Origin of the sequence: Wolbachia endosymbiont (group A) of Urophora cardui (assembly GCF_964028435.1) — a bacterium.
Lineage (GTDB): Bacteria > Pseudomonadota > Alphaproteobacteria > Rickettsiales > Anaplasmataceae > Wolbachia.
On sequence record NZ_OZ034774.1, the window covers coordinates 1331432 to 1349344 of the forward strand.

The following is a 17913-nucleotide window of genomic DNA, read 5'->3' on the forward strand; positions in this document are numbered from 1 at the left end:
AGTGTTAAATAAACTGTGTCAAACCGAAAAAAAAAGTAATAAATTGATATAAAAAAATGGAGGTTTGACAATGAGTCAGAAAGTAGTAAACAGAACTACCGGTTTGGTAGATTATAAAGAATTAGAAACAAATATCCTGTTGTCTATACGAGAAGGAAGACCGTTGACAGGAAGAGATGGAGCATTAACACCGTTTATAAAAAAGTTGCTGGAGGTAAGCCTGGAAGGTGAAATAGAAAACCACTTGTCGGCTGAAAGCGAAGAGAATAATCGAAGAAATGGGAGGAATGCAAAGACTTTACGTACAAGCGCAGGGTCATTTGAGCTTTTGACGCCAAGAGATAGGGAAGGAAGTTTCGAACCACAAATAGTCAAAAAAAGGCAAACAAACTTACATCCAGAGCTTGAAACGAAGATTTTGAGCACATTTGCCAGTGGTATGGGCTATAGAGATATAGTGTCACATGTTGAGGAAATTTATGATCACAAAATATCGGTGGCAGAGATATCAAGTATTACTGACAAATTGCTACCAGTAATCAACGAATGGCATAGTCGCCCGCTGCAGTCTGTATATCCGATAGTTTTCATGGTTTTTTAAAGTCAAAGAGGACGGGCATTGCGTAAGTAAATGCATGTATAACATATTAGGCATAGATCAAAATGGCAAAAAAGAAGTATTAGGTTTTTATTTGGCTGAAAGTGAAGGAGCTAACTTCTGGTTGGGAGTGCTAAATGACCTCAAAGAAAGAGGAGTAGAAGATATCCTTATTGCCTGCGTTGATGGGCTGAAAAGCTTTCCTGCAGCTATAAACAGTGTCTTTCCTAATGCGGAAGTGCAGATGTGTATAGTGCATCAGATACGCAACTCACTGAAGTATGTGGCCAGTATTGAAAATTGAGTTGAACTAAAAATGCGGTTTGACACAGTTTATTTAACACTCCCGAATTAGTTGCTTCTTGTACTGCATTTTCTTGTAATGAAATTCGTTCCAGCATGCTTAGCGTTTCCTCGTACTTGTTAATATTTTCGTTGAACTTCTTTTCCGCTTTTAGAGCTTTATTAAAAAGAGTTTTATCAATATTAGAATTTTCAGATGAGTGCTTTTTGTTTTGTTTATGTAAACCAATATTTCTACTTGTCATATTGAGGGATGCCTTTAGATCCTCTATTTCTTTTGTTATCTTTTTTTCTAACTCCTCATTTTTATTTTCATCTCCCCCTTTTCCTTCTGATTCATCATACAGTTCTTCTCCTGATTCATCATATAGTTCTTCTTGTGATTCTAACTGTTTCTTTAACCACTCTATTTCCTTATTTAGCCTTTCAATTTCGCTTTCTAAACCCTGCTTTTCTCGAGTTAATTTATTTAATTGATTCTTCACTTCTTTGTTTGCAGCTTCTTCAGCTTCCTTTCCTAGAGTTATTTTATTTTCTAACTCTTGCTCTTTCTGAACGAATTTATTTCTCTCAACTTCCAGTTTCTTATTATTACTAATTATTTTATACGAAAGTGCAAGCACCAAAACAGATAATGCAGCTAAAGCAAGAATTAGAGGAAGAGGCACATTAGAAGTTACAATAAGCGCTAAAGATGTAAGTAACGTAAGAGTAGCTAAGGAACTAGCTACAAAATAAAATGTGTTAGCTTTGTTAAACAAATTGCTCATTACTCCCCTCCCCTCATGAACAAAACTTCAGCAGTCTTGTATATATTTGTTAAGATTCTCTTATCTGTGGAGGTCCCTGCACTTACATCGTTAAGGTGTGATAGGAATTATTTGTTGCATCTCTAAAAAGCGATAAATTAGGGCTGCCGGTACTTGTATTAGGATTTTCGTGATTTAGTTGCTCTGAATTTTCTTTATTCTCATCCTCATCTTCCTTTTTAGGAGATAGAGATTTTCTAGAATATCTTCTTGGTGTGGATGTGCGAGGAGAAAGTGGTTTCGGGAAAGTTAGTCTATTAGCAAGCTTATTTTCACCTGTTCCTTCAAATTCTGATGAATGTTCACTGCTTATATCTAGTTGATTATTTATACCTAACTTTTCATATATAGGTTGCATAAATTCATCAACTGCTTCTTGTATACGGTCTGTATCTTGCATGTCTTGTTCTTCTAAATTAAAAAGTCCTTGCTCTACTCTTTCTTTCACTACACTGAGTACAGTAAATACTGTTTTCGTTACATATTCTCTCTTTTTTTCTTCAAATTTATTTACATTTTTCTTGTAATCATCCTTAACGTTTATTGATTGATTAACAAGTTCTTCCTCGTCTGCTTTTAAAGATAATAATTCCTTTTCCAGCTCCTCAATTTTAGATAAGTGCTTTTTCTCCTTTGTACTTAATTTGTCAACTTCATTTTTAAAACGAGTGTGCTCTTGACGCTCATAACTAACTTCACCTTCTAATCTTTTCTTTTCCCTTTCCAACTGGTATAACTTCTTCTCTAATTCTTTTATGTCGTTACTTAATTCTTTTTCTCTTTTCTTTAATTCCTCCTTCAGAGAGGAAGCTTCATCACTTTTTATTCTTAACTGCACTACTAATTCTTCTACTTCTTTTCTTAATTCTGTTTCTAATTGTATCTTTTCTTTTTCTAACATAGTTAATTGATGATTTAGAGAAGAAACCTTCTCTTTTAATTTACAAGGTAAGTCATTGTATTCATGTTCTAAGTTGCTCAGTTTGTTCTTCATCTCACATAATTCACCTTGTAAATTACCTTTTTTTTCATTTAGTTTCGTATTTTCATCACGTAACTCTTTAGTAAAATCAAGAGAATTTTTCTTTTCACATTCTAACTGACTTACTTTCTTATTCAATTTTTTTATTCTCTCATCTAAACCTTGCTTTTCTCGAGTTAATCTATTTAGTTGATTATTCAATTCCTCCACTTCTTTGCTTGCAGCTTCTTTAGCTTCTTTTTCTAGAGTTATTTTATTTTCTAACTCTTGTACCTTACTCTCAAATTGTTGTTTTACGCTTTCTAACTCTTGCTCTTTTTCAGCAAATTTATTTTTCTCAACCTCTATTTTCTTATTATTACTGGCTTTGTTGCATCGCTACTTATGAAAGGCTAACTATAGCTAGGATTATAAGCAACCTATTGAAAATCTTGTTTTTTTGCAATCAATCTGATCAAATTTAAGAATAGTAATTTATTATTTATATTAATAAACTTAATTCTATTGAAAATAGCTAAAGCATTGAAATTCTTGAATTTTAGCCGGATTAGTGAGTGGTAGTGAAATTTCTTTTACTCAAATTTAGGTATTCACTGACCGTTCTTGTTATAAATACCAGAATAATAAGCTACTGATATTCTCCATCTTTTTTATCTTTAATCCATCATAGCTAGCGATGCAACAAAGCCATTATTACTAATCATCTTGCATGAAAGTGCGAGTATCAAAGTAGATAGTATAGATAAACTCAAGGCAACAGGAAGAGCTACATTAAAGACTGCAACTGAAGACAAGAACTCAACATAAGGGGCAACAGCAAGTGTCCCAGATGCAAGCAATACCAAAGTAGCAAAAGCACCAGCTATAAGATATGGTGCATTGGCTTTATTATATAAATCCCCCATTATTATTCCCTCACAACTAAAGTATTATAATAGCATAAATGTCAAGGGAAGTAAAGCTATACAAATCAGTATAAGTCTATATTCACTATGTATTTCCCGTCTTCAGTTTCAAGCTCAGACTGCATCCACTCTATCATTTCCGCATTGCAAACTGCTTGTAGGTCATTCTGCGCGGATTGATTCAATTTGTCCTCTCGTAGATCTGCTTTTATCACTAATTTCTTTATCAAATGCTTAACTGATACATTATTATCTGCTTTTATCTTTCTGATAATGTTTAATATCTGCACGCAATTGTCTCCCATTTCCTCTGAATATTTATCGTAGATAAGCTCTTCTAATTTTGGCCAATTACTTTGATTGTGTACAGAATTATAACTATACAACTGGTGGTATATCTCTTCTGTAATGTAAGGCAAAAAAGGTGCAAATAACCGCAAAATAACATTTAACACATACGCCAAGCTTTGTTTTGCACTTAAGGTTGCTTCACTGCTTCCGTACGCGCGTTTTTTTACTAATTCCAAGTAGTTATCACAAAAATCCTTCCAAAAAAATTCCTCTATTACGCCCAAAGCTTCGCAGTATTCAAACTGTAATAGGTTATTCGTTGCTCTTTCTATAACTTTGTATAACTTAGACAATATCCACTTATCTATTGTCTCGTGAGCAGAATTTATGCTCATTACTTGATGCTTTTCCATGAACATGGAAACAAACTTGCTAGCGTTCCAAAGTTTTGTAACTAGGCGCTTGCCAATTTTAAATATATTTTCAGAGTAGACTGTATCAACTCCAGGCCTTGAGTTCGCTGCCCAATAGCGTACTACATCAGCTCCATAAGTTTCAAGTATTACATGAGGAGTGATGATGTTACCTTTTGATTTACTCATCTTTTTCTTATCATCGGCTAAACACCAACCGCTGATCATAATGTTTTTCCAAGGTAAAGAATCTGCATGATAATGTGCCTTTAAAATAGTATAAAAAGCCCAAGTTCTTATTATCTCATGGCTCTGGCTGCGCAGATCTGCAGGAAATATTGTATTATAGCGATGATTTGGTAAGCTAAACTCACTGTTTACTGCCAGTGCACTTAGTTGAGGAGTAATTGAACTTGTGGCCCAGGTATCCATTACATCTTGATCTGGGATAACCTCTTCTTTGCTATACCCTTTTGGCAAATCTTTGAGTGGATCTATAGGTAGGTCCTTTATCTCAGCTAGAATAATTTTACCTTCTTCTCCCTTACGTTTGGAATACCACGCTGGAAATGGCACACCAAAATAGCGCTGCCTTGAGATGCACCAGTCCCAATTTAGCCCTTCTATCCACACTTCCATGCGTTTACGCATATTGCTTGGATGCCAATTACATTCTTTTACTTTATCTAATACTTGAGCTTTTTGCTCTAAGGTCTTGATAAACCATTGATAAGTAGGCAATATCTCAAGTGGTGCACCAGACCTTTCTGCGCACTTAACAGAATGAGAAATGCTAGTGCTTTCTATTAGTAACTCCTTCTCAGTTAGGATTTCGATCATCCTCTTTCTTGCTGCTGTAACTTTCAATCCATTGATTTCATTGTAGATTCCAGCGTCACGCGCTGGAATGACGCCGGGGTGTGGTGGAATGACGTCTTCTTTTGTCATCTGAGTAGCCCTTTCTCCTGTCATCCGAGTAGCCCCTATGGTGTCATCCCAGTGCCCAGACACTGGGATCCATGCTCTTTCCTTCTGACCATGCGGTGGATGCAGGTTCATCCTCCCATCCTGATCGATGATAATTTTCATCGGCAGATTATGCTTTTGCTGCCAATATATGTCGAGCTCATCACCGAATGTACAACACATAACAAGCCCAGTGCCTTTATCTACTTTAACCTTATCATCAGCTATTATTGGAACTTTTTCCTTTGTTATTGGCGCTACGGCTGTTTTGCCAATCAGATGGGTATAGCGTGCATCCTCTGGGTGGCAAAAAACTGCAACGCATGCGGGAAGTAACTCAGGTCGCGTAGTTGCAATATTGATCTGCTCATTTTCGTGAGTAGAGAAAACTATCGTGTTTAAGGATGACTCAAAAACTTTATCTTCTATTTCTGCTTGCGCAATTGCGGTTTTATCAACCGGATCCCAAAGAATAGGTTGCATTTTTCTATATGCATACCCTTTATTATATAGATCGATAAACGACATTTGAGAAAGTGTCACAGTTTCCTTGCTGATCGTGTGATATTCCAAACTCCAGTCATAACTAATGCCGACCGATTTAAATAGTTCCTTAAATTCTTGCTTTGATTTTTCAATAACTTCATGGCACATCTCTATAAATTTTTCTCTGCCAACTTCTTTTGCACGGGTTTTATAGGTTTGTTCAACCAATCTTTCAGTGGGGAGCCCATTATCATCAAACCCAATTGGATAAAACACATCTTTTCCCAGCATGCGCTGAAACCTTGCAATAAAGTCTGTGTGGCAATAGCTAAATATATGGCCGATATGCAATTTACCCGATATTGTTGGTGGAGGTGTGTCTATAGTGAAAGTGTTATCCTTTTCACCATTCCATTTATAAACTTTACTACCTTCCCATAATATGTTGCATTTGTCTTCAACTTCTTTAAAGCCGTATTTTTCTTTTAACATAAATATTTCTCAATTTTAAACCTTAAGCTAGCAACGTCATACCGCGATTCATTCGCGGTATCTAAGCCGCTAACACGTAGCAGGATACTTAACCGTCATACCGCCGCGGTATCTCTTAGCATAGATCCCGCTAACAAGCAGCGGGATGACGATTGTCGATAAACCTAAATTACTTTAGCTATAGCACAATTAAGTAAATACGGCAATTTTACGCCAAAATTTTTTGTTTACGAACATAAATTTTCTATGCTATGATAAAAATATTACTTGACCTTAGGTTCTAAAGGTATTATGTAATGTTAATTATATATATTGAGGTTCGTTATGATAGGATTTGAAAGATTAGCAGGGATTTTGGGTGCTTTAGATAAGAATGGTCATAATCTGGATGCTACAAAAAAAGAAGAGCTGAGAGTTTTCCTTAAAGGAGTGTTGGAAGGTAAAGAGGAAGAAACTTCAGAAAACATAGTAAGTGCATTCAGAGAGAAACTAAAAACAGAAGCTAAAGATGAACTTAAAGCTGATGATGCAATAAAAACTGAAGCTAAAGATGAACTTAAAGCTGATCAAGCAACAATAACGGCTGCAAAAGCTGAACTGAAAACTGACCAAGCAACAATAACGGCTGCAAAAGATGAACTGAAAACTGACCAAGCAACAATAACGGCTGCAAAAGCTGAACTAAAAACCGAAAAGCTAAAAACTGAAGCTAAAAATGAACTATCAAATGAAATGCAAGAAAAAGTAAATAAACTTGAGCAGATAGAGAAGGAAAAAACAGACTTACAAACTCAATTGGGTGCAGCTAATACGCAAAAAACAGAATTAGAAAAACAATTAAGTAAGAAAGGCGAAGAATTAGAAGCTGAAAAGCTGAAAGCTGAGCAGGAAAAAACAGAATTACAAGCTAAATTCGATCAAGAAAAACAAGCACTAGAAGCTAAAAACAAAACAACTGAGCAACCAAAACAAGGCAATGGAGCACGGTACACCGCTACTGTTGGTATGGGTCTTGCTGCTGGACTGATAGCATTTACTGCACTTGAACGTACAGTTAGGTTAGAGATGTTAGTAATGATTGGTATAGCAGTAGCATCTGCACTTGTAGCTGGTAGTATTACATATGTAGCATTACCTAGTACTTAACAATCTCAATTATCACACACCATAATAAAACAGTCAACTTCACATGCTTAGGTTGCAAAATCCCAAAAAGCAGCCAGAATAGAATAAGCAAACATTTACGAATTAAATTTAGTGGATAATCACCAAATAAGGGTATTGATATCAACCATACTCTGCAGAATCGCAATATGGTATGACTACATGCTCTTCACTGATTTGATTAACATAATTAGCAGAGAGTTTTGTTTTGCAAAAGATGTCTACAGTAACATACTGCAATTATTTGGAATTGTAGGGCTAGGTGCAATTGTAAGGCCACTTGGTGCATTCATATTTGGTCACGTTGGTGACAGGTATGGAAGAAGGATAGCATTAATAATTACTATCTTGCTAATATCGATACCATCAAGTCTCATTGCATTTATTCCAAGTCACAATCAAGTAGGTATAATTTCTACTATATTGCTTCTTGCAATCCATGTGACACAAGGAATTGCACTTGGTGGTGAACAGGGAAGTTCTGTTTATCTTATAGAACATTTATCCAGTAGGAAAGAGAACTTAGGAATGTATTTTGGAATAATGGGCTGTGGTCGCTCCATTGGTGTCTTGCTTTCTGCGGTGATAGTAATTATCTGCAAAAAAACTACTGATTTTTGTACCTGGGGTTGGAGATTGCCATTTGTTTTCTCAGCTATTTTAGGATTAATTAGCGCGTATAGCATATACACATTGGGAGAAACTCCAGCATATGAAAAAAATCGAAAACAAAGAAATTTACCTGATTTGCCAATAATAGAGCTTATAAAGCGCCACAAGAGAGCTCTTATACTTGCTATTTTAATATCTGTACCTGTTAATGTTGCTGTCGGATTTACCATATTTCTTCGAACACTCGCAAAGGAAATAGCATCAGTGGATGTGTATGTAACGACATATATCAACGAAATTGTGCTCATTATAACCAGTGTATTAATGCCGATATCTTCAATAGCGTTTGGAATGTTGGCTGATAAAGTTGGAAAAGAGCGCACTGCAATCTTATTTATAGCAATTACAATGGCACTATGTTGTCCTGCGTTATCTATTGCATATTACTACAAAAATTACCTTATAATTATGCTTAGTGTAATGGCTCTTTCTATAATAGAAAGAGGTATAGTTCCCATAGGAATAGTTGCATCTGAACTCTTTCCCACCAATGTTAGATTTAGTGGTGTGAGCTTATCACGCAACATCTCTTATGCGTTACATGGAGGATTTACTCCTATGGTTTGTATTTGGTTGACTGTAACATTTCCTCAAACAAACCTTGCTGCTGGGCTTTATATAGTCTTCTGCTTGTTGATCAGTGTGGTAGCAATATTGCAAATAAAACCGCAAGATAAAAAATGTGATTGGTCTTAGTTTTCTCTTATGTGATTTGATAGTGATCTCCACCGGAAAAGGGTTTCATCTAAGTAGCTGACACCCTGACAACCGTCATCCTGCTGCTTGTTAGCGGGATCTAGAGATACCGTAACGGTATGACGTAGGACTGCTGTCATTCCAGTCTGGAATCCAGAAAAAAGGGGCTACTTGGATGACACCCTGACAACCGTCATCCCGCTGCTTGTTAGCGGGATCTATGTTAAGAGATACCGCGAATGAATCGCGGTATGACGTAGGACTGCTGTCATCCCAGTGCCCAGACACTGGGATCCAGGAATTTTATTAAGTTGGTAAGCATAAAAATAGCTGTTTTACGTTAAAATACAATGTTTTTGATGATTATGGAAAGGCTGGATCCCAGTGTCAAGCACTGGGATGACACCATTTGTTGTAAACTCACTTTTACTCTATGGTTATACTACCTTGCCGCTATCCTGAACGGATACAAAGTAAGTTTTATTGTGATGTGCTCATCTGTAAAAAATAAGACTTAATCTCACTGTTGATCATGGATTTTAAGTTGTGCTAACACACTGCGGCCATTTAAAGAGTCAAGATTTTTAACCTGGCTAGCCAGTATTAAAGAGTTATTTTTTAGGTATTTCTTTACAAGGCTTGCAAGTCTTTTTGGATTATTCAAATAGCTCCACTCTGCTTGTAAAACTTTTATATCACTTTGTACTAAACTAATTTCACTTTTTATTTTTATTAGCTCTCTATTTAATGACTGAACATGTAGTTTTATCTTAAATAGTCCTACAATGCTAAGAAAAAACATAACTATTGAGATGATGCAGAAAGTTCTCATGACAACTTCTGTATAGCTCTTAGTTTTGCTGAGCGTGAACGCGGATTTGCACTTACTTCTTCTATACTTGCTTTGATCACTTTTTTATTTAGAAGAGAGAATGTCTTACAATCAGTAGATCTTGGCTCACATAGATCTTTAAAAAAAGTTTTGACTATACGATCTTCCAAAGAATGAAAGGTGACAACAATTAATTTGCCATTCTCATTTAAAATTTCAGATGCAGCTTTAATGCCCCTCTCAAGTTCTCCCAGCTCATCGTTTACCCATATTCTGATTGCCTGAAATGTTCTGGTTGCAGGATCAATTTTGCTTTTTCCACGGAACACCACAGAACGTACAATGTTCGCAAGCTCAAATGTAGTTTTGATAGTTTTCTTCTTCCGTGCACTTACTATTGCTCTTGCGATTTTGCGAGAATGATGCTCTCCTCCGTAGTTATATATAGTATTTGCAATTTCTTCTTCGCGTAAAGCGTTAACAAACGTTGAAGCGTTTATATAAGAAGAGTTATCCATGCTCATATCGAGTGGACCATCATGTAAAAATGAGAACCCTCTATCTCCGTTATCAAGCTGCATAGATGAAACTCCGATGTCAAAAACCACCCCATCCACTCCGTTTGATTTCATTCCAGCGCGTGACCAGTTATTTTTTCCAGTATCAAGTACTGGGATGACAGGAGATGGCTCAACGCTGCTTAGTATACTTTTAATATTACTAAACTTCTCAATGAATAGTTTTATTCTATCGGGATATCTAACGCTTAAATCATCATAAAACTTAGTTACCGTTTCATCTCTATCAATTGCATATACCTTGCAATCAGCTGACTCCAATATTGCTTTGCTATACCCTCCAGCTCCAAATGTGGCGTCCACGTATATACCACCATCCTGCGGTGATAGTAGTGATAGCATCTCTTTTAACAAAACTGGAGTGTGTGTCATAGTGCTCCATCAAAAGACTCTGTGCATACAAATAAAAATAGCTTCCCACTAAAACATATGGAAATATATAGGCAATAATATAAAAATACTTGAATATAGTCAATGATATAAAAATATTAAGATTTAATAAGATACTATTATTAATATAATGTTCAAATTTTTCTATTATATAAAAAAAAGTAATGTATATTACTAAATACTAAACAAACTATAGAAAATTATGCAGCAAATAACAAAAGTAATATTTTCAAGTTTGATTTGTAACACTTTATTGTGGTATGACCACATGCTTTTTGGCCACTTAATAAACATAATAGGTGGTGTGTTTTTTCCATCGGATGATCAACTAACCAGCGTATTGAAGGCTTTTGGAGTGTTTGCAGTGGGTTTCTTAATGAGACCAGTCGGCGCTGCTATATTTGGTCACATTGGTGATAAGCATGGCAGAAGAGTTGCCTTATTGCTCTCGATTATATTAATGACTTTATCAACCGTATTAATTGCTTTTGTTCCAGGTTATCAAAGCATTGGAATACTAGCGTCAATGCTGGTAGTTTGTTTAAGATTATTGCAGGGTATATCCCTTGGAGGAGAAGCAGGAAATGCACCATTTTTAATAGAACACGCTCCTAAAAACAAAAAAGGATTTTTTGGCAGCATTGAAGTATTAAGCGCAATTTTTGGTTCAGTATTAAGCCTGATAGCAGTACTCATATGCAAAAAAGTATCTGATTTTGAATCTTGGGGGTGGAGATTACCTTTCATTTTCAGTTTAGCAATGGGATTAATCAGCATATATATGAGATATATACTTGATGAAAGCCCAGAGTATAAAAGACAGAAAAATCCATCTAAACTGCCATTAAAAGAGTTATTGAATAGCTATAAAAAACCTTTTCTGATATCAGTTGGGGTTGATATAGTTGAAAACTCATCTCTTTACATATATCTGGTATTTTTCAATGTGCTTACATCAACAATAAATACTCATTTTAACCATATGGTAGAAATACTGAGTCAAATTGCGCTCGGAGGATTGACAATATTGTTTGCAATACTTTCTGATAAGGTAGGAAGAGAAAAAGTTATGAAATTTTCATTTATAGCTTTTGTAATAGTGAGTTATCCAGTTTTCTCAATGTTATGTAGTGGCAATTACTTACTCACTTTTACGGCATATATTCTTTTTATAATTCCAATAGCTGCATCGCTTGGTCCTGTCAGTGCATTTATGTGTGAATTATTTCCAACAAAGGTTCGGTACAGCGGATTTGGCTTGTCAAGAAATATAGCTGCTGGATTTTTTGGTGGCCTTGCACCATTTATATGCACAACAATTATCAAAGTTACAGGACAAGAGACTTCAGCTAGTTTTTACATGATTTTCTGTGCATTAATTGGGCTAGTTGCTATATCGCAAATTAAGGATTAGCTTTCTTCAAGATCCAAGTATAGTTGCAGTATAGCAGAGTTTAAAAAAATCTAATTATATGGTGGGAAGTGCCAATTTTTAGGTGATAATGTGAATATTTCAGCACCATCTTTAGTTACTCCGAGCGTATGTTCAAATTGAGCAGAAAGTGAAAGATCGCATGTTGTCACTGTCCAGTCATCGATTTTACTGAGCAGAGTCTCATGTTTTCCAGCATTAATCATTGGCTCTATTGTAAAAAACATACCTTCCTTCAAGATGAGATTTTCATCTTGATCATAGAAATGCACTACATTTGGTGGAGCATGAAAGACTTTTCCTATACCATGTCCGCAGTAGCTGCGTACGATAGAATATCCAAAATCTCTAATATATTTCTCTATAGCAAGCCCTATTTCATTTAACTTATTGCCGGGTTTAACTTGTTTAATTGCTTCCATCAATGCATGATAAGTAGCGTCACACAAACGTTTTGCTTTTATTGATGGCTTGCCAACCCAAAACATGCGACTTGTATCACCATGCCAACCATTTAAAATCACCGTGACATCAATATTTAAAATATCTCCATCTTTAAGCGTTTTATCATCGGGAACACCATGGCACACAACTGCATTTTTTGAAGTGCAAATCGATTTTGGATACCCCCTATAGTTTAGTGGTGCTGGAATTGCACCTGCATTAATTATAAAATCATGACATAGATCATTTAACTCATTAGTTGTCACCCCTACCTTTACGTACGGTGCAATGAAATCAAGAGTTTCAGCAGCAAGCCTGCCAGCCTTGCGCATAAATTCAAAATCTTCTTGTGAGTGTATAGTTATGTTCATATTTTCCATGTCTTATTGTAATTGGTACGCTTACTTGCAAGTACATAAATGTAATAACTTTACGTATTATGAAAATAAGCCCTATGGATCCTAGTGTCAAGTCATTTGTATGAAAGGTGGTCAAGCAAGAAGTCTATTTAATAATCTGAACTATACAACTACTATCTCAGGATAATCTGAAGGTTTTTTGTGATAGTAATCGATGCTATTAGAATTCACCTCAATGTAAGTATTGTAGATACGATTCTCAAAACCACCTCTCTCTTGTTTTTTAGAGATACGCTTTTCTTCAATTTGTTCTATAGATAGTCCACTTTCTTTGCCTAATGCATGTATGACCTCAAGTAAATCAGCTAACTCTTCAAGGTTTTCATCTGAGGTTTTAGAGGCAATAACTTCCTTTACTTCTTCTAAAAGTTTATCTTTGAGACGTTCAATGTATTCATCTTTTTCCATCACCCTCTCATAAACAATAATTCCATGGGAACGTATAATTTCAGTTGTATGATCACGAACAAGTTTATTAATTTTGAAACAATGTTTTTTATTCATAATGTTTCCTTTGACAGATATAAGAATTTCATTCAGTAAAATTAAACTGTAACTTTTGATTTAACCCAATGGTACAACTTACTTATTTTACCATCTTGACCGAGCATTCCAGAGTTATTCTTATAAAAAGTTTCAACTATTAGCTTTATAGAACCTATAGCAGCAGAAAATACAGGATTTTTATCATATTCGCCATCAAGACCGCTACAAGACTCAGGGCACCCAATTCGAACTTGCTTATTGAATATATAGCCTGCAATTTCCTTCATGCTTGTGAGTTGACTAGTTCCACCTGTGATCACTACTTTATTAATTGGATCTTTCTGCTCTTGAAATTGCTCTCTTACCATTTCAAGTATTTCTTCAACTCTTGGTCTTATGATGTTAATAAGCTCAGATTTGAATACTTGAGTAGGTTCATCATTTTCACTATTTTGGACTGTAATATATTCGTTCTCATCTATTGAAGTTACGATAGTGCTACCATACAGTATTTTTATATACTCTGCACGTTCTATGCTTGTGCATAGCCCGTAAGCAATATCTCGAGTGATATGAACGCCACCAATTGGAACGCTGCTTGCATACACAAGTTTCCCTCTTTTGAAAATTCCAATTGCAGTGCACCCACCGCCTATATCAACAATAGCAGTCCCGAGCTCTTTTTCATCTTCACTCAGACAGGCAAGACCTGCAGAATATGCAGAAGCAATACAACCTGCCATATTTAATCCACCATTATTGGTAATACAGTTTTCAATATTGGTAAGCGCTGGACGCGAAGCAGTGACAACATTAACATCAGCAGATAGTCTTTTTCCGTACAATCCACCAACTTCTTTTATGTCAGTCATGTCATCTAAGTGATATTTCAGTGGTATATTGTGAATGATAACATTTTCTTCAATATATTTCTCAAACGTCTGAAAAACTACACGTTTTATATCCCGGTCAGAAATTTCATGATTAGCTGCAATAATTTCATTATGTACATTAAAAGATGAGATGCCACATCCAGCAATGTTCACATATATCTGGTCTATAGTTTCCTCTGACACTTGCTCAGCTAAACCTATAGTTGATGAGATGGAGTAATTTGCGTGTTTTACATTAGTTATCGACCCACCGTTTACACCTTCTGCAATCTTATAGCCCGTTCCTGTCACTTTATAGCTGAAGTTGCCATTTATTTTAACGATTAGACAAATAATCTTTGTTGTACCTATGTCTAAAACAGCAAAAACGTTTCTCTTTGGTTTTGCTATTACTGCAGAGTACATTAGTTAACCTTATTACGCAATTTCATTTAAATTGTAGCTTTCTTTAATAATTTATATTTCTATTATAGATATAGCAACATTTTAATATACACTAAATTCTGGACAAAAGGAAAAGCAAAACATAGAATTATAATTTTTATGTCCATATTACCAATTGTAATTGCCCCTGATGAAAGACTAATCACACGTGCCAGTGAAGTAACAGATATAAACGATAAAATTAAAGAATTAGTAAACGACATGTTCGAAACTGTGTACGATGCAGAAGGTCTTGGCCTTGCTGCAGTGCAAGTTGGAGTGCTGAGGAGAATTTTTGTTATGGACATTCAGCTCTCTCGAGCTGAAGACGAGCCAGTAGGGTATGAATCGACTGGCAAATTTTACATGATTAACCCTGAAATTACGGAATTATCCGATGAACAAGTAATTCTCAAAGAAGGGTGCCTTTCAATTCCAGAGCAAAGCTATGAGATTAAGCGTCCAAAATATTTGACTGTGAAATATAAGGATTTAAATAATGAGGAACAGACGCTAAAAGCTTGCGGCTGGCTCGCAAGGTGTATTCAGCATGAGCTAGATCACTTAAATGGCATATTATATATTAGACATTTATCTAAATTAAAGTATGATATGGCCATGAAAAAAGCACAAAAGGTTAAAAAGCATTATGAGCAATGAAGACCTAGAATTATTAAAATTTTACCATGAAGTGGGCGTTGATTGCACACTAACAGAGGGTGAAGAGGAAAAAAAGTTGGAGAGCAAAGAGGGTGTGCAACCCTCTGTTATCCAAACTGGGACCCAGAAGAAAGATGCAGATACGCGCTGGGGTGACACTAAAGATGGAAAAGACATGTTTCCAAGTGATTGGATAATTGAAGCAAGGAAACTTGCAAGTAAATGTAGTAGTGTGGATGAACTAAGAAGTGCAGTTGAATCATTTGAAGGTTGTGAGATAAAAAAAACTGCAACTAATACTGTTTTTTCCGATGGTAATCCAAACGCAAAAATTATGCTCGTTGGTGAAGCTCCAGGAGCAAATGAAGACCTTCAAGGCATACCATTTTGTGGTGCAAGTGGAATGTTGCTCGATAAAATGTTAAATGCAATCAATCTTGATCGCACTAAGGTATACATAAGCAATACCGTATTTTGGCGCCCACCTGGCAATAGAAAGCCAACCGACCTAGAGCTTGATATGTGCAGACCATTTGTTGAGAAGCATGTTGCACTGGTTTCACCGCAAATTCTAATTTTGGTCGGGGGAATTGCGTGTTATAGCCTTCTTGACAGCACAAAAACTATATCGAATTTGCGTGGTAGATTTCATACGTACACTAACCAATATTTATCTCACTCAATCACTACAGCTGCTATATTTCACCCAGCTTACCTACTGCGTCAGCCAATGCAAAAACGTTTAGCCTGGGAGGATGTAAAGAAGATTAGGGAGTATCTTAATAATACCAATAACTGTACGAATACTTAACACCACTGGTGTCAAGAAGTAGCCCGCAGAAACGAAAAAACTTACTTGACAAGTTTCGTCAGCCCCCTTATCATGAAACTGAAGCTATTTCATTTAACTTCGCAATCTGTGCAGATTAAAACGACAAGAAAACTTGTATTTGTCGTACTATGCTTAATTTTTTGCACGATGACACTCTCGCATATAAACTCACTACTTTCATTTGTTTCTTTCTCTCTATTTTCTTTTTTTCTCTTTATCAATCTCTCTATCAGTTGCCCGTATACATCCGATAAGCGTTTATCTGCTAACTCATCAGGCTCATATCGACAGGTAACAGTTAATGTTCTTTTTCTCATAGTTTCTCCTGTAAATGTTTTCATAGTTCAGGCACTCCTTTTTTCCATAAATCCATTTATCAGCTATTCTTGCGAAAAAGACGCAACTGTTAACCTTCGTTTTGTTTTACTTTTATGCACAATTTTGGAAACACATAGCGCTATCTTTCATCAATTAAGCTCTCTTCCAAATCATCAAGCTCCTCTTTTCCCTCTAATGATCTTCTTTTCCAAATGACACGTTCGAACTTTTCTTATAATAATTTTACTATACCACAAAACTAGCTATATTGGCCTACTTTTACCATATTTATATACGAACCAATTTGCTTAACTTCGTTGCAACAATTTCAACCTTCTATTTTCACAACCTTATTTTTACCAAACAAGCTCTCACAAAGATACGTACTTTTTTGCGGTTTTAGAAAAAGTAAATGAACAAATTTTTTGTGACGCTACAGAGTCTGGTATTTTCTACAAATTTTCACGTAATTTGTTAACAAAATTGACAATCACTGAAATACTGGCTAAAATATTTATATGATAATTTTAGTAAGGAGAAGAAATGGATTTTAATGAACATGTTAAGTACGGTGTCCTTTATTGTCATTGCGCCGTAAACGTAAGTGAACTAGTAAGCTTTTTACAAAATAGAACAGACGTTACAAAACTTAGTTTGCACAGAGCAGAAATTGGCAATGAAGGTGCAAAAGCTTTAGCTAATCTTACAAATCTTACTACACTTGATTTGAAATATAACAATATTGGCAATGAAGGTGCAAAAGCTTTAGCTAGTCTTACAAACCTTACTAAACTTGAATTATCTGATAACAATATTGGTGATGAAGGTGCAAAAGCTTTAGCTAGTCTTACGAATCCTACTAAACTTGATTTGAAATATAACAATATTGGTGATGAAGGTGCAAAAGCTTTAGCTAGTCTTACGAATCTTACTAAACTTGAATTATCTGATAACAACATTGGTGATGAAGGTGCAAATGAGTTAGCTAATCTTATACATTGCGGGATAGGTTTTAAAAGACACCCTAAATTACAAATAAAATCTAAAAACAACAACAAATACTATGTTTGTGGCGGTATAGCAATTGGTTTGTTTTTAGGTTTGAGCATAGCATATCTTGCAGGAGCTGCTACTTTAACTCCTGTTGGTGCTGTTGCGGTGTTTCTTGTAGCTGCAGTAATTGGTGCATTAGTAGGTTATGGTGTTGGAAAGTTTTGCGAGAGAGTTAGTGAGGAAAAGCAAGAAGATCCCGATATAGGTACGTGTGATGCTGTTAAGAGCGTCCTTTCTAGTGTATGGACTACTGGGCACAATAAATCGCCAGTGTATTCTTAAATCTTGATTCAAATTATCAGCATATGCACAAGCTTTAAGTAACCTAAAGTCCAATATGTTGGCCTATTTTCATCCTATTTAGACACATACTAGC

16 protein-coding genes and 1 pseudogene are annotated in these 17913 nt (G+C 35.6%); 7 read left to right on the forward strand and 10 right to left on the reverse strand.

Annotated elements, in window-relative coordinates; all coding sequences use genetic code 11:
• Positions 1 to 70: 70 nt before the first annotated feature.
• A pseudogene (locus ABWU38_RS06390) lies at positions 71 to 890 on the forward strand (IS256 family transposase); the annotation flags it as partial.
• Here ABWU38_RS06390 and ABWU38_RS06395 read toward each other — a convergent pair.
• The 4 genes from ABWU38_RS06395 to ABWU38_RS06410 form a co-directional block, all read right to left on the reverse strand.
• Positions 826 to 1671 carry a hypothetical protein gene (locus ABWU38_RS06395; RefSeq protein ID WP_353272691.1) on the reverse strand — a complete coding sequence of 282 codons (846 nt, stop codon included), beginning with the start codon at positions 1669 to 1671 and terminating at the stop codon, positions 826 to 828. The pseudogene ABWU38_RS06390 and the gene ABWU38_RS06395 overlap by 65 nt on opposite strands.
• A gap of 82 nt (positions 1672 to 1753) precedes the next feature.
• Entirely contained in the window at positions 1754 to 2902 is a 1149-nt protein-coding gene (locus ABWU38_RS06400; protein ID WP_353272692.1) for a hypothetical protein, read from the reverse strand.
• Between the two features lie 446 nt (positions 2903 to 3348).
• A complete protein-coding gene (locus ABWU38_RS06405; protein WP_353272693.1) occupies positions 3349 to 3597 on the reverse strand; it encodes a hypothetical protein in 249 nt (82 codons plus the stop codon).
• Positions 3598 to 3662: 65 nt separating this feature from the next.
• On the reverse strand, positions 3663 to 6245 hold the full coding sequence (locus ABWU38_RS06410; RefSeq protein WP_353272694.1) for a valine--tRNA ligase: 2583 nt from the start codon (positions 6243 to 6245) through the stop codon (positions 3663 to 3665).
• 324 nt (positions 6246 to 6569) lie between these two features.
• On the opposite strand from ABWU38_RS06410, the gene ABWU38_RS06415 reads away from it, so the two are divergent.
• Positions 6570 to 7391 (forward strand): hypothetical protein, encoded by an 822-nt coding sequence (locus ABWU38_RS06415; protein ID WP_353272695.1) that lies wholly within the window; start codon positions 6570 to 6572, stop codon positions 7389 to 7391.
• A gap of 111 nt (positions 7392 to 7502) precedes the next feature.
• Complete coding sequence (locus ABWU38_RS06420) at positions 7503 to 8777, forward strand: MFS transporter (protein ID WP_253308905.1); 1275 nt, start codon at positions 7503 to 7505, stop codon at positions 8775 to 8777.
• Between the two features lie 520 nt (positions 8778 to 9297).
• Here ABWU38_RS06420 and ABWU38_RS06425 read toward each other — a convergent pair.
• Complete coding sequence (locus ABWU38_RS06425) at positions 9298 to 9609, reverse strand: hypothetical protein (RefSeq protein WP_265016323.1); 312 nt, start codon at positions 9607 to 9609, stop codon at positions 9298 to 9300.
• Positions 9606 to 10559, reverse strand: coding sequence for a 16S rRNA (cytosine(1402)-N(4))-methyltransferase RsmH (rsmH, locus tag ABWU38_RS06430; RefSeq protein ID WP_253309686.1), 954 nt, complete (start codon positions 10557 to 10559; stop codon positions 9606 to 9608). The genes ABWU38_RS06425 and rsmH overlap by 4 nt, the downstream gene beginning before the upstream one ends.
• 220 nt (positions 10560 to 10779) lie before the next feature.
• Here rsmH and ABWU38_RS06435 point away from each other — a divergent pair, with 220 nt between their 5' ends.
• Positions 10780 to 11991 (forward strand): MFS transporter, encoded by a 1212-nt coding sequence (locus ABWU38_RS06435; RefSeq protein ID WP_353272696.1) that lies wholly within the window; start codon positions 10780 to 10782, stop codon positions 11989 to 11991.
• A 50-nt stretch (positions 11992 to 12041) separates the two neighbouring features.
• Here the strand turns inward: ABWU38_RS06435 and map are convergent, their stop codons facing one another.
• From map to ftsA, 3 genes are all read right to left on the reverse strand, one after another.
• Positions 12042 to 12824: a type I methionyl aminopeptidase gene (map, locus tag ABWU38_RS06440; protein WP_353272837.1), complete on the reverse strand. Its 783-nt coding sequence runs from the start codon at positions 12822 to 12824 to the stop codon at positions 12042 to 12044.
• A 150-nt stretch (positions 12825 to 12974) separates the two neighbouring features.
• The gene (locus ABWU38_RS06445) at positions 12975 to 13376 is read right to left on the reverse strand and encodes a nucleoside triphosphate pyrophosphohydrolase (RefSeq protein WP_253309683.1); all 402 of its coding nucleotides are present in this window, start codon (positions 13374 to 13376) and stop codon (positions 12975 to 12977) included.
• 41 nt (positions 13377 to 13417) lie between these two features.
• Entirely contained in the window at positions 13418 to 14656 is a 1239-nt protein-coding gene (gene ftsA, locus ABWU38_RS06450; RefSeq protein ID WP_265016322.1) for a cell division protein FtsA, read from the reverse strand.
• A gap of 138 nt (positions 14657 to 14794) precedes the next feature.
• On the opposite strand from ftsA, the gene def reads away from it, so the two are divergent.
• Together def and ABWU38_RS06460 are read left to right on the forward strand one after the other, a co-directional pair.
• Entirely contained in the window at positions 14795 to 15334 is a 540-nt protein-coding gene (gene def / locus ABWU38_RS06455; RefSeq protein ID WP_353272697.1) for a peptide deformylase, read from the forward strand.
• Positions 15324 to 16145, forward strand: coding sequence for a uracil-DNA glycosylase family protein (locus ABWU38_RS06460; protein ID WP_353272698.1), 822 nt, complete (start codon positions 15324 to 15326; stop codon positions 16143 to 16145). Before def ends, ABWU38_RS06460 begins: the two co-directional genes overlap by 11 nt.
• An 89-nt stretch (positions 16146 to 16234) precedes the next feature.
• On the opposite strand, the gene ABWU38_RS06465 is transcribed toward ABWU38_RS06460, so the two are convergent.
• Positions 16235 to 16507 carry a hypothetical protein gene (locus ABWU38_RS06465; RefSeq protein ID WP_264329155.1) on the reverse strand — a complete coding sequence of 91 codons (273 nt, stop codon included), beginning with the start codon at positions 16505 to 16507 and terminating at the stop codon, positions 16235 to 16237.
• Between the two features lie 520 nt (positions 16508 to 17027).
• Here ABWU38_RS06465 and ABWU38_RS06470 point away from each other — a divergent pair.
• Positions 17028 to 17819, forward strand: a complete 792-nt coding sequence (locus ABWU38_RS06470) for a hypothetical protein (protein ID WP_353272699.1) — start codon at positions 17028 to 17030, stop codon at positions 17817 to 17819.
• Positions 17820 to 17913: the final 94 nt, after the last annotated feature.

Coding starts and splice junctions, on each gene's coding strand:
- ABWU38_RS06405 (WP_353272693.1), bottom strand. CDS start 3,597: ATGGGGGATTTATATAATAAAGCCAATGCACCATATCTTATAGCTGGT.
- def (WP_353272697.1), top strand. CDS start 14,795: ATGTCCATATTACCAATTGTAATTGCCCCTGATGAAAGACTAATCACA.
- ABWU38_RS06470 (WP_353272699.1), top strand. CDS start 17,028: ATGGATTTTAATGAACATGTTAAGTACGGTGTCCTTTATTGTCATTGC.
- ftsA (WP_265016322.1), bottom strand. CDS start 14,656: ATGTACTCTGCAGTAATAGCAAAACCAAAGAGAAACGTTTTTGCTGTT.
- ABWU38_RS06415 (WP_353272695.1), top strand. CDS start 6,570: ATGATAGGATTTGAAAGATTAGCAGGGATTTTGGGTGCTTTAGATAAG.
- ABWU38_RS06410 (WP_353272694.1), bottom strand. CDS start 6,245: ATGTTAAAAGAAAAATACGGCTTTAAAGAAGTTGAAGACAAATGCAAC.
- ABWU38_RS06435 (WP_353272696.1), top strand. CDS start 10,780: ATGCAGCAAATAACAAAAGTAATATTTTCAAGTTTGATTTGTAACACT.
- ABWU38_RS06425 (WP_265016323.1), bottom strand. CDS start 9,609: ATGAGAACTTTCTGCATCATCTCAATAGTTATGTTTTTTCTTAGCATT.
- ABWU38_RS06395 (WP_353272691.1), bottom strand. CDS start 1,671: ATGAGCAATTTGTTTAACAAAGCTAACACATTTTATTTTGTAGCTAGT.
- ABWU38_RS06445 (WP_253309683.1), bottom strand. CDS start 13,376: ATGAATAAAAAACATTGTTTCAAAATTAATAAACTTGTTCGTGATCAT.
- map (WP_353272837.1), bottom strand. CDS start 12,824: ATGAACATAACTATACACTCACAAGAAGATTTTGAATTTATGCGCAAG.
- ABWU38_RS06465 (WP_264329155.1), bottom strand. CDS start 16,507: ATGAAAACATTTACAGGAGAAACTATGAGAAAAAGAACATTAACTGTT.
- rsmH (WP_253309686.1), bottom strand. CDS start 10,559: ATGACACACACTCCAGTTTTGTTAAAAGAGATGCTATCACTACTATCA.
- ABWU38_RS06460 (WP_353272698.1), top strand. CDS start 15,324: ATGAGCAATGAAGACCTAGAATTATTAAAATTTTACCATGAAGTGGGC.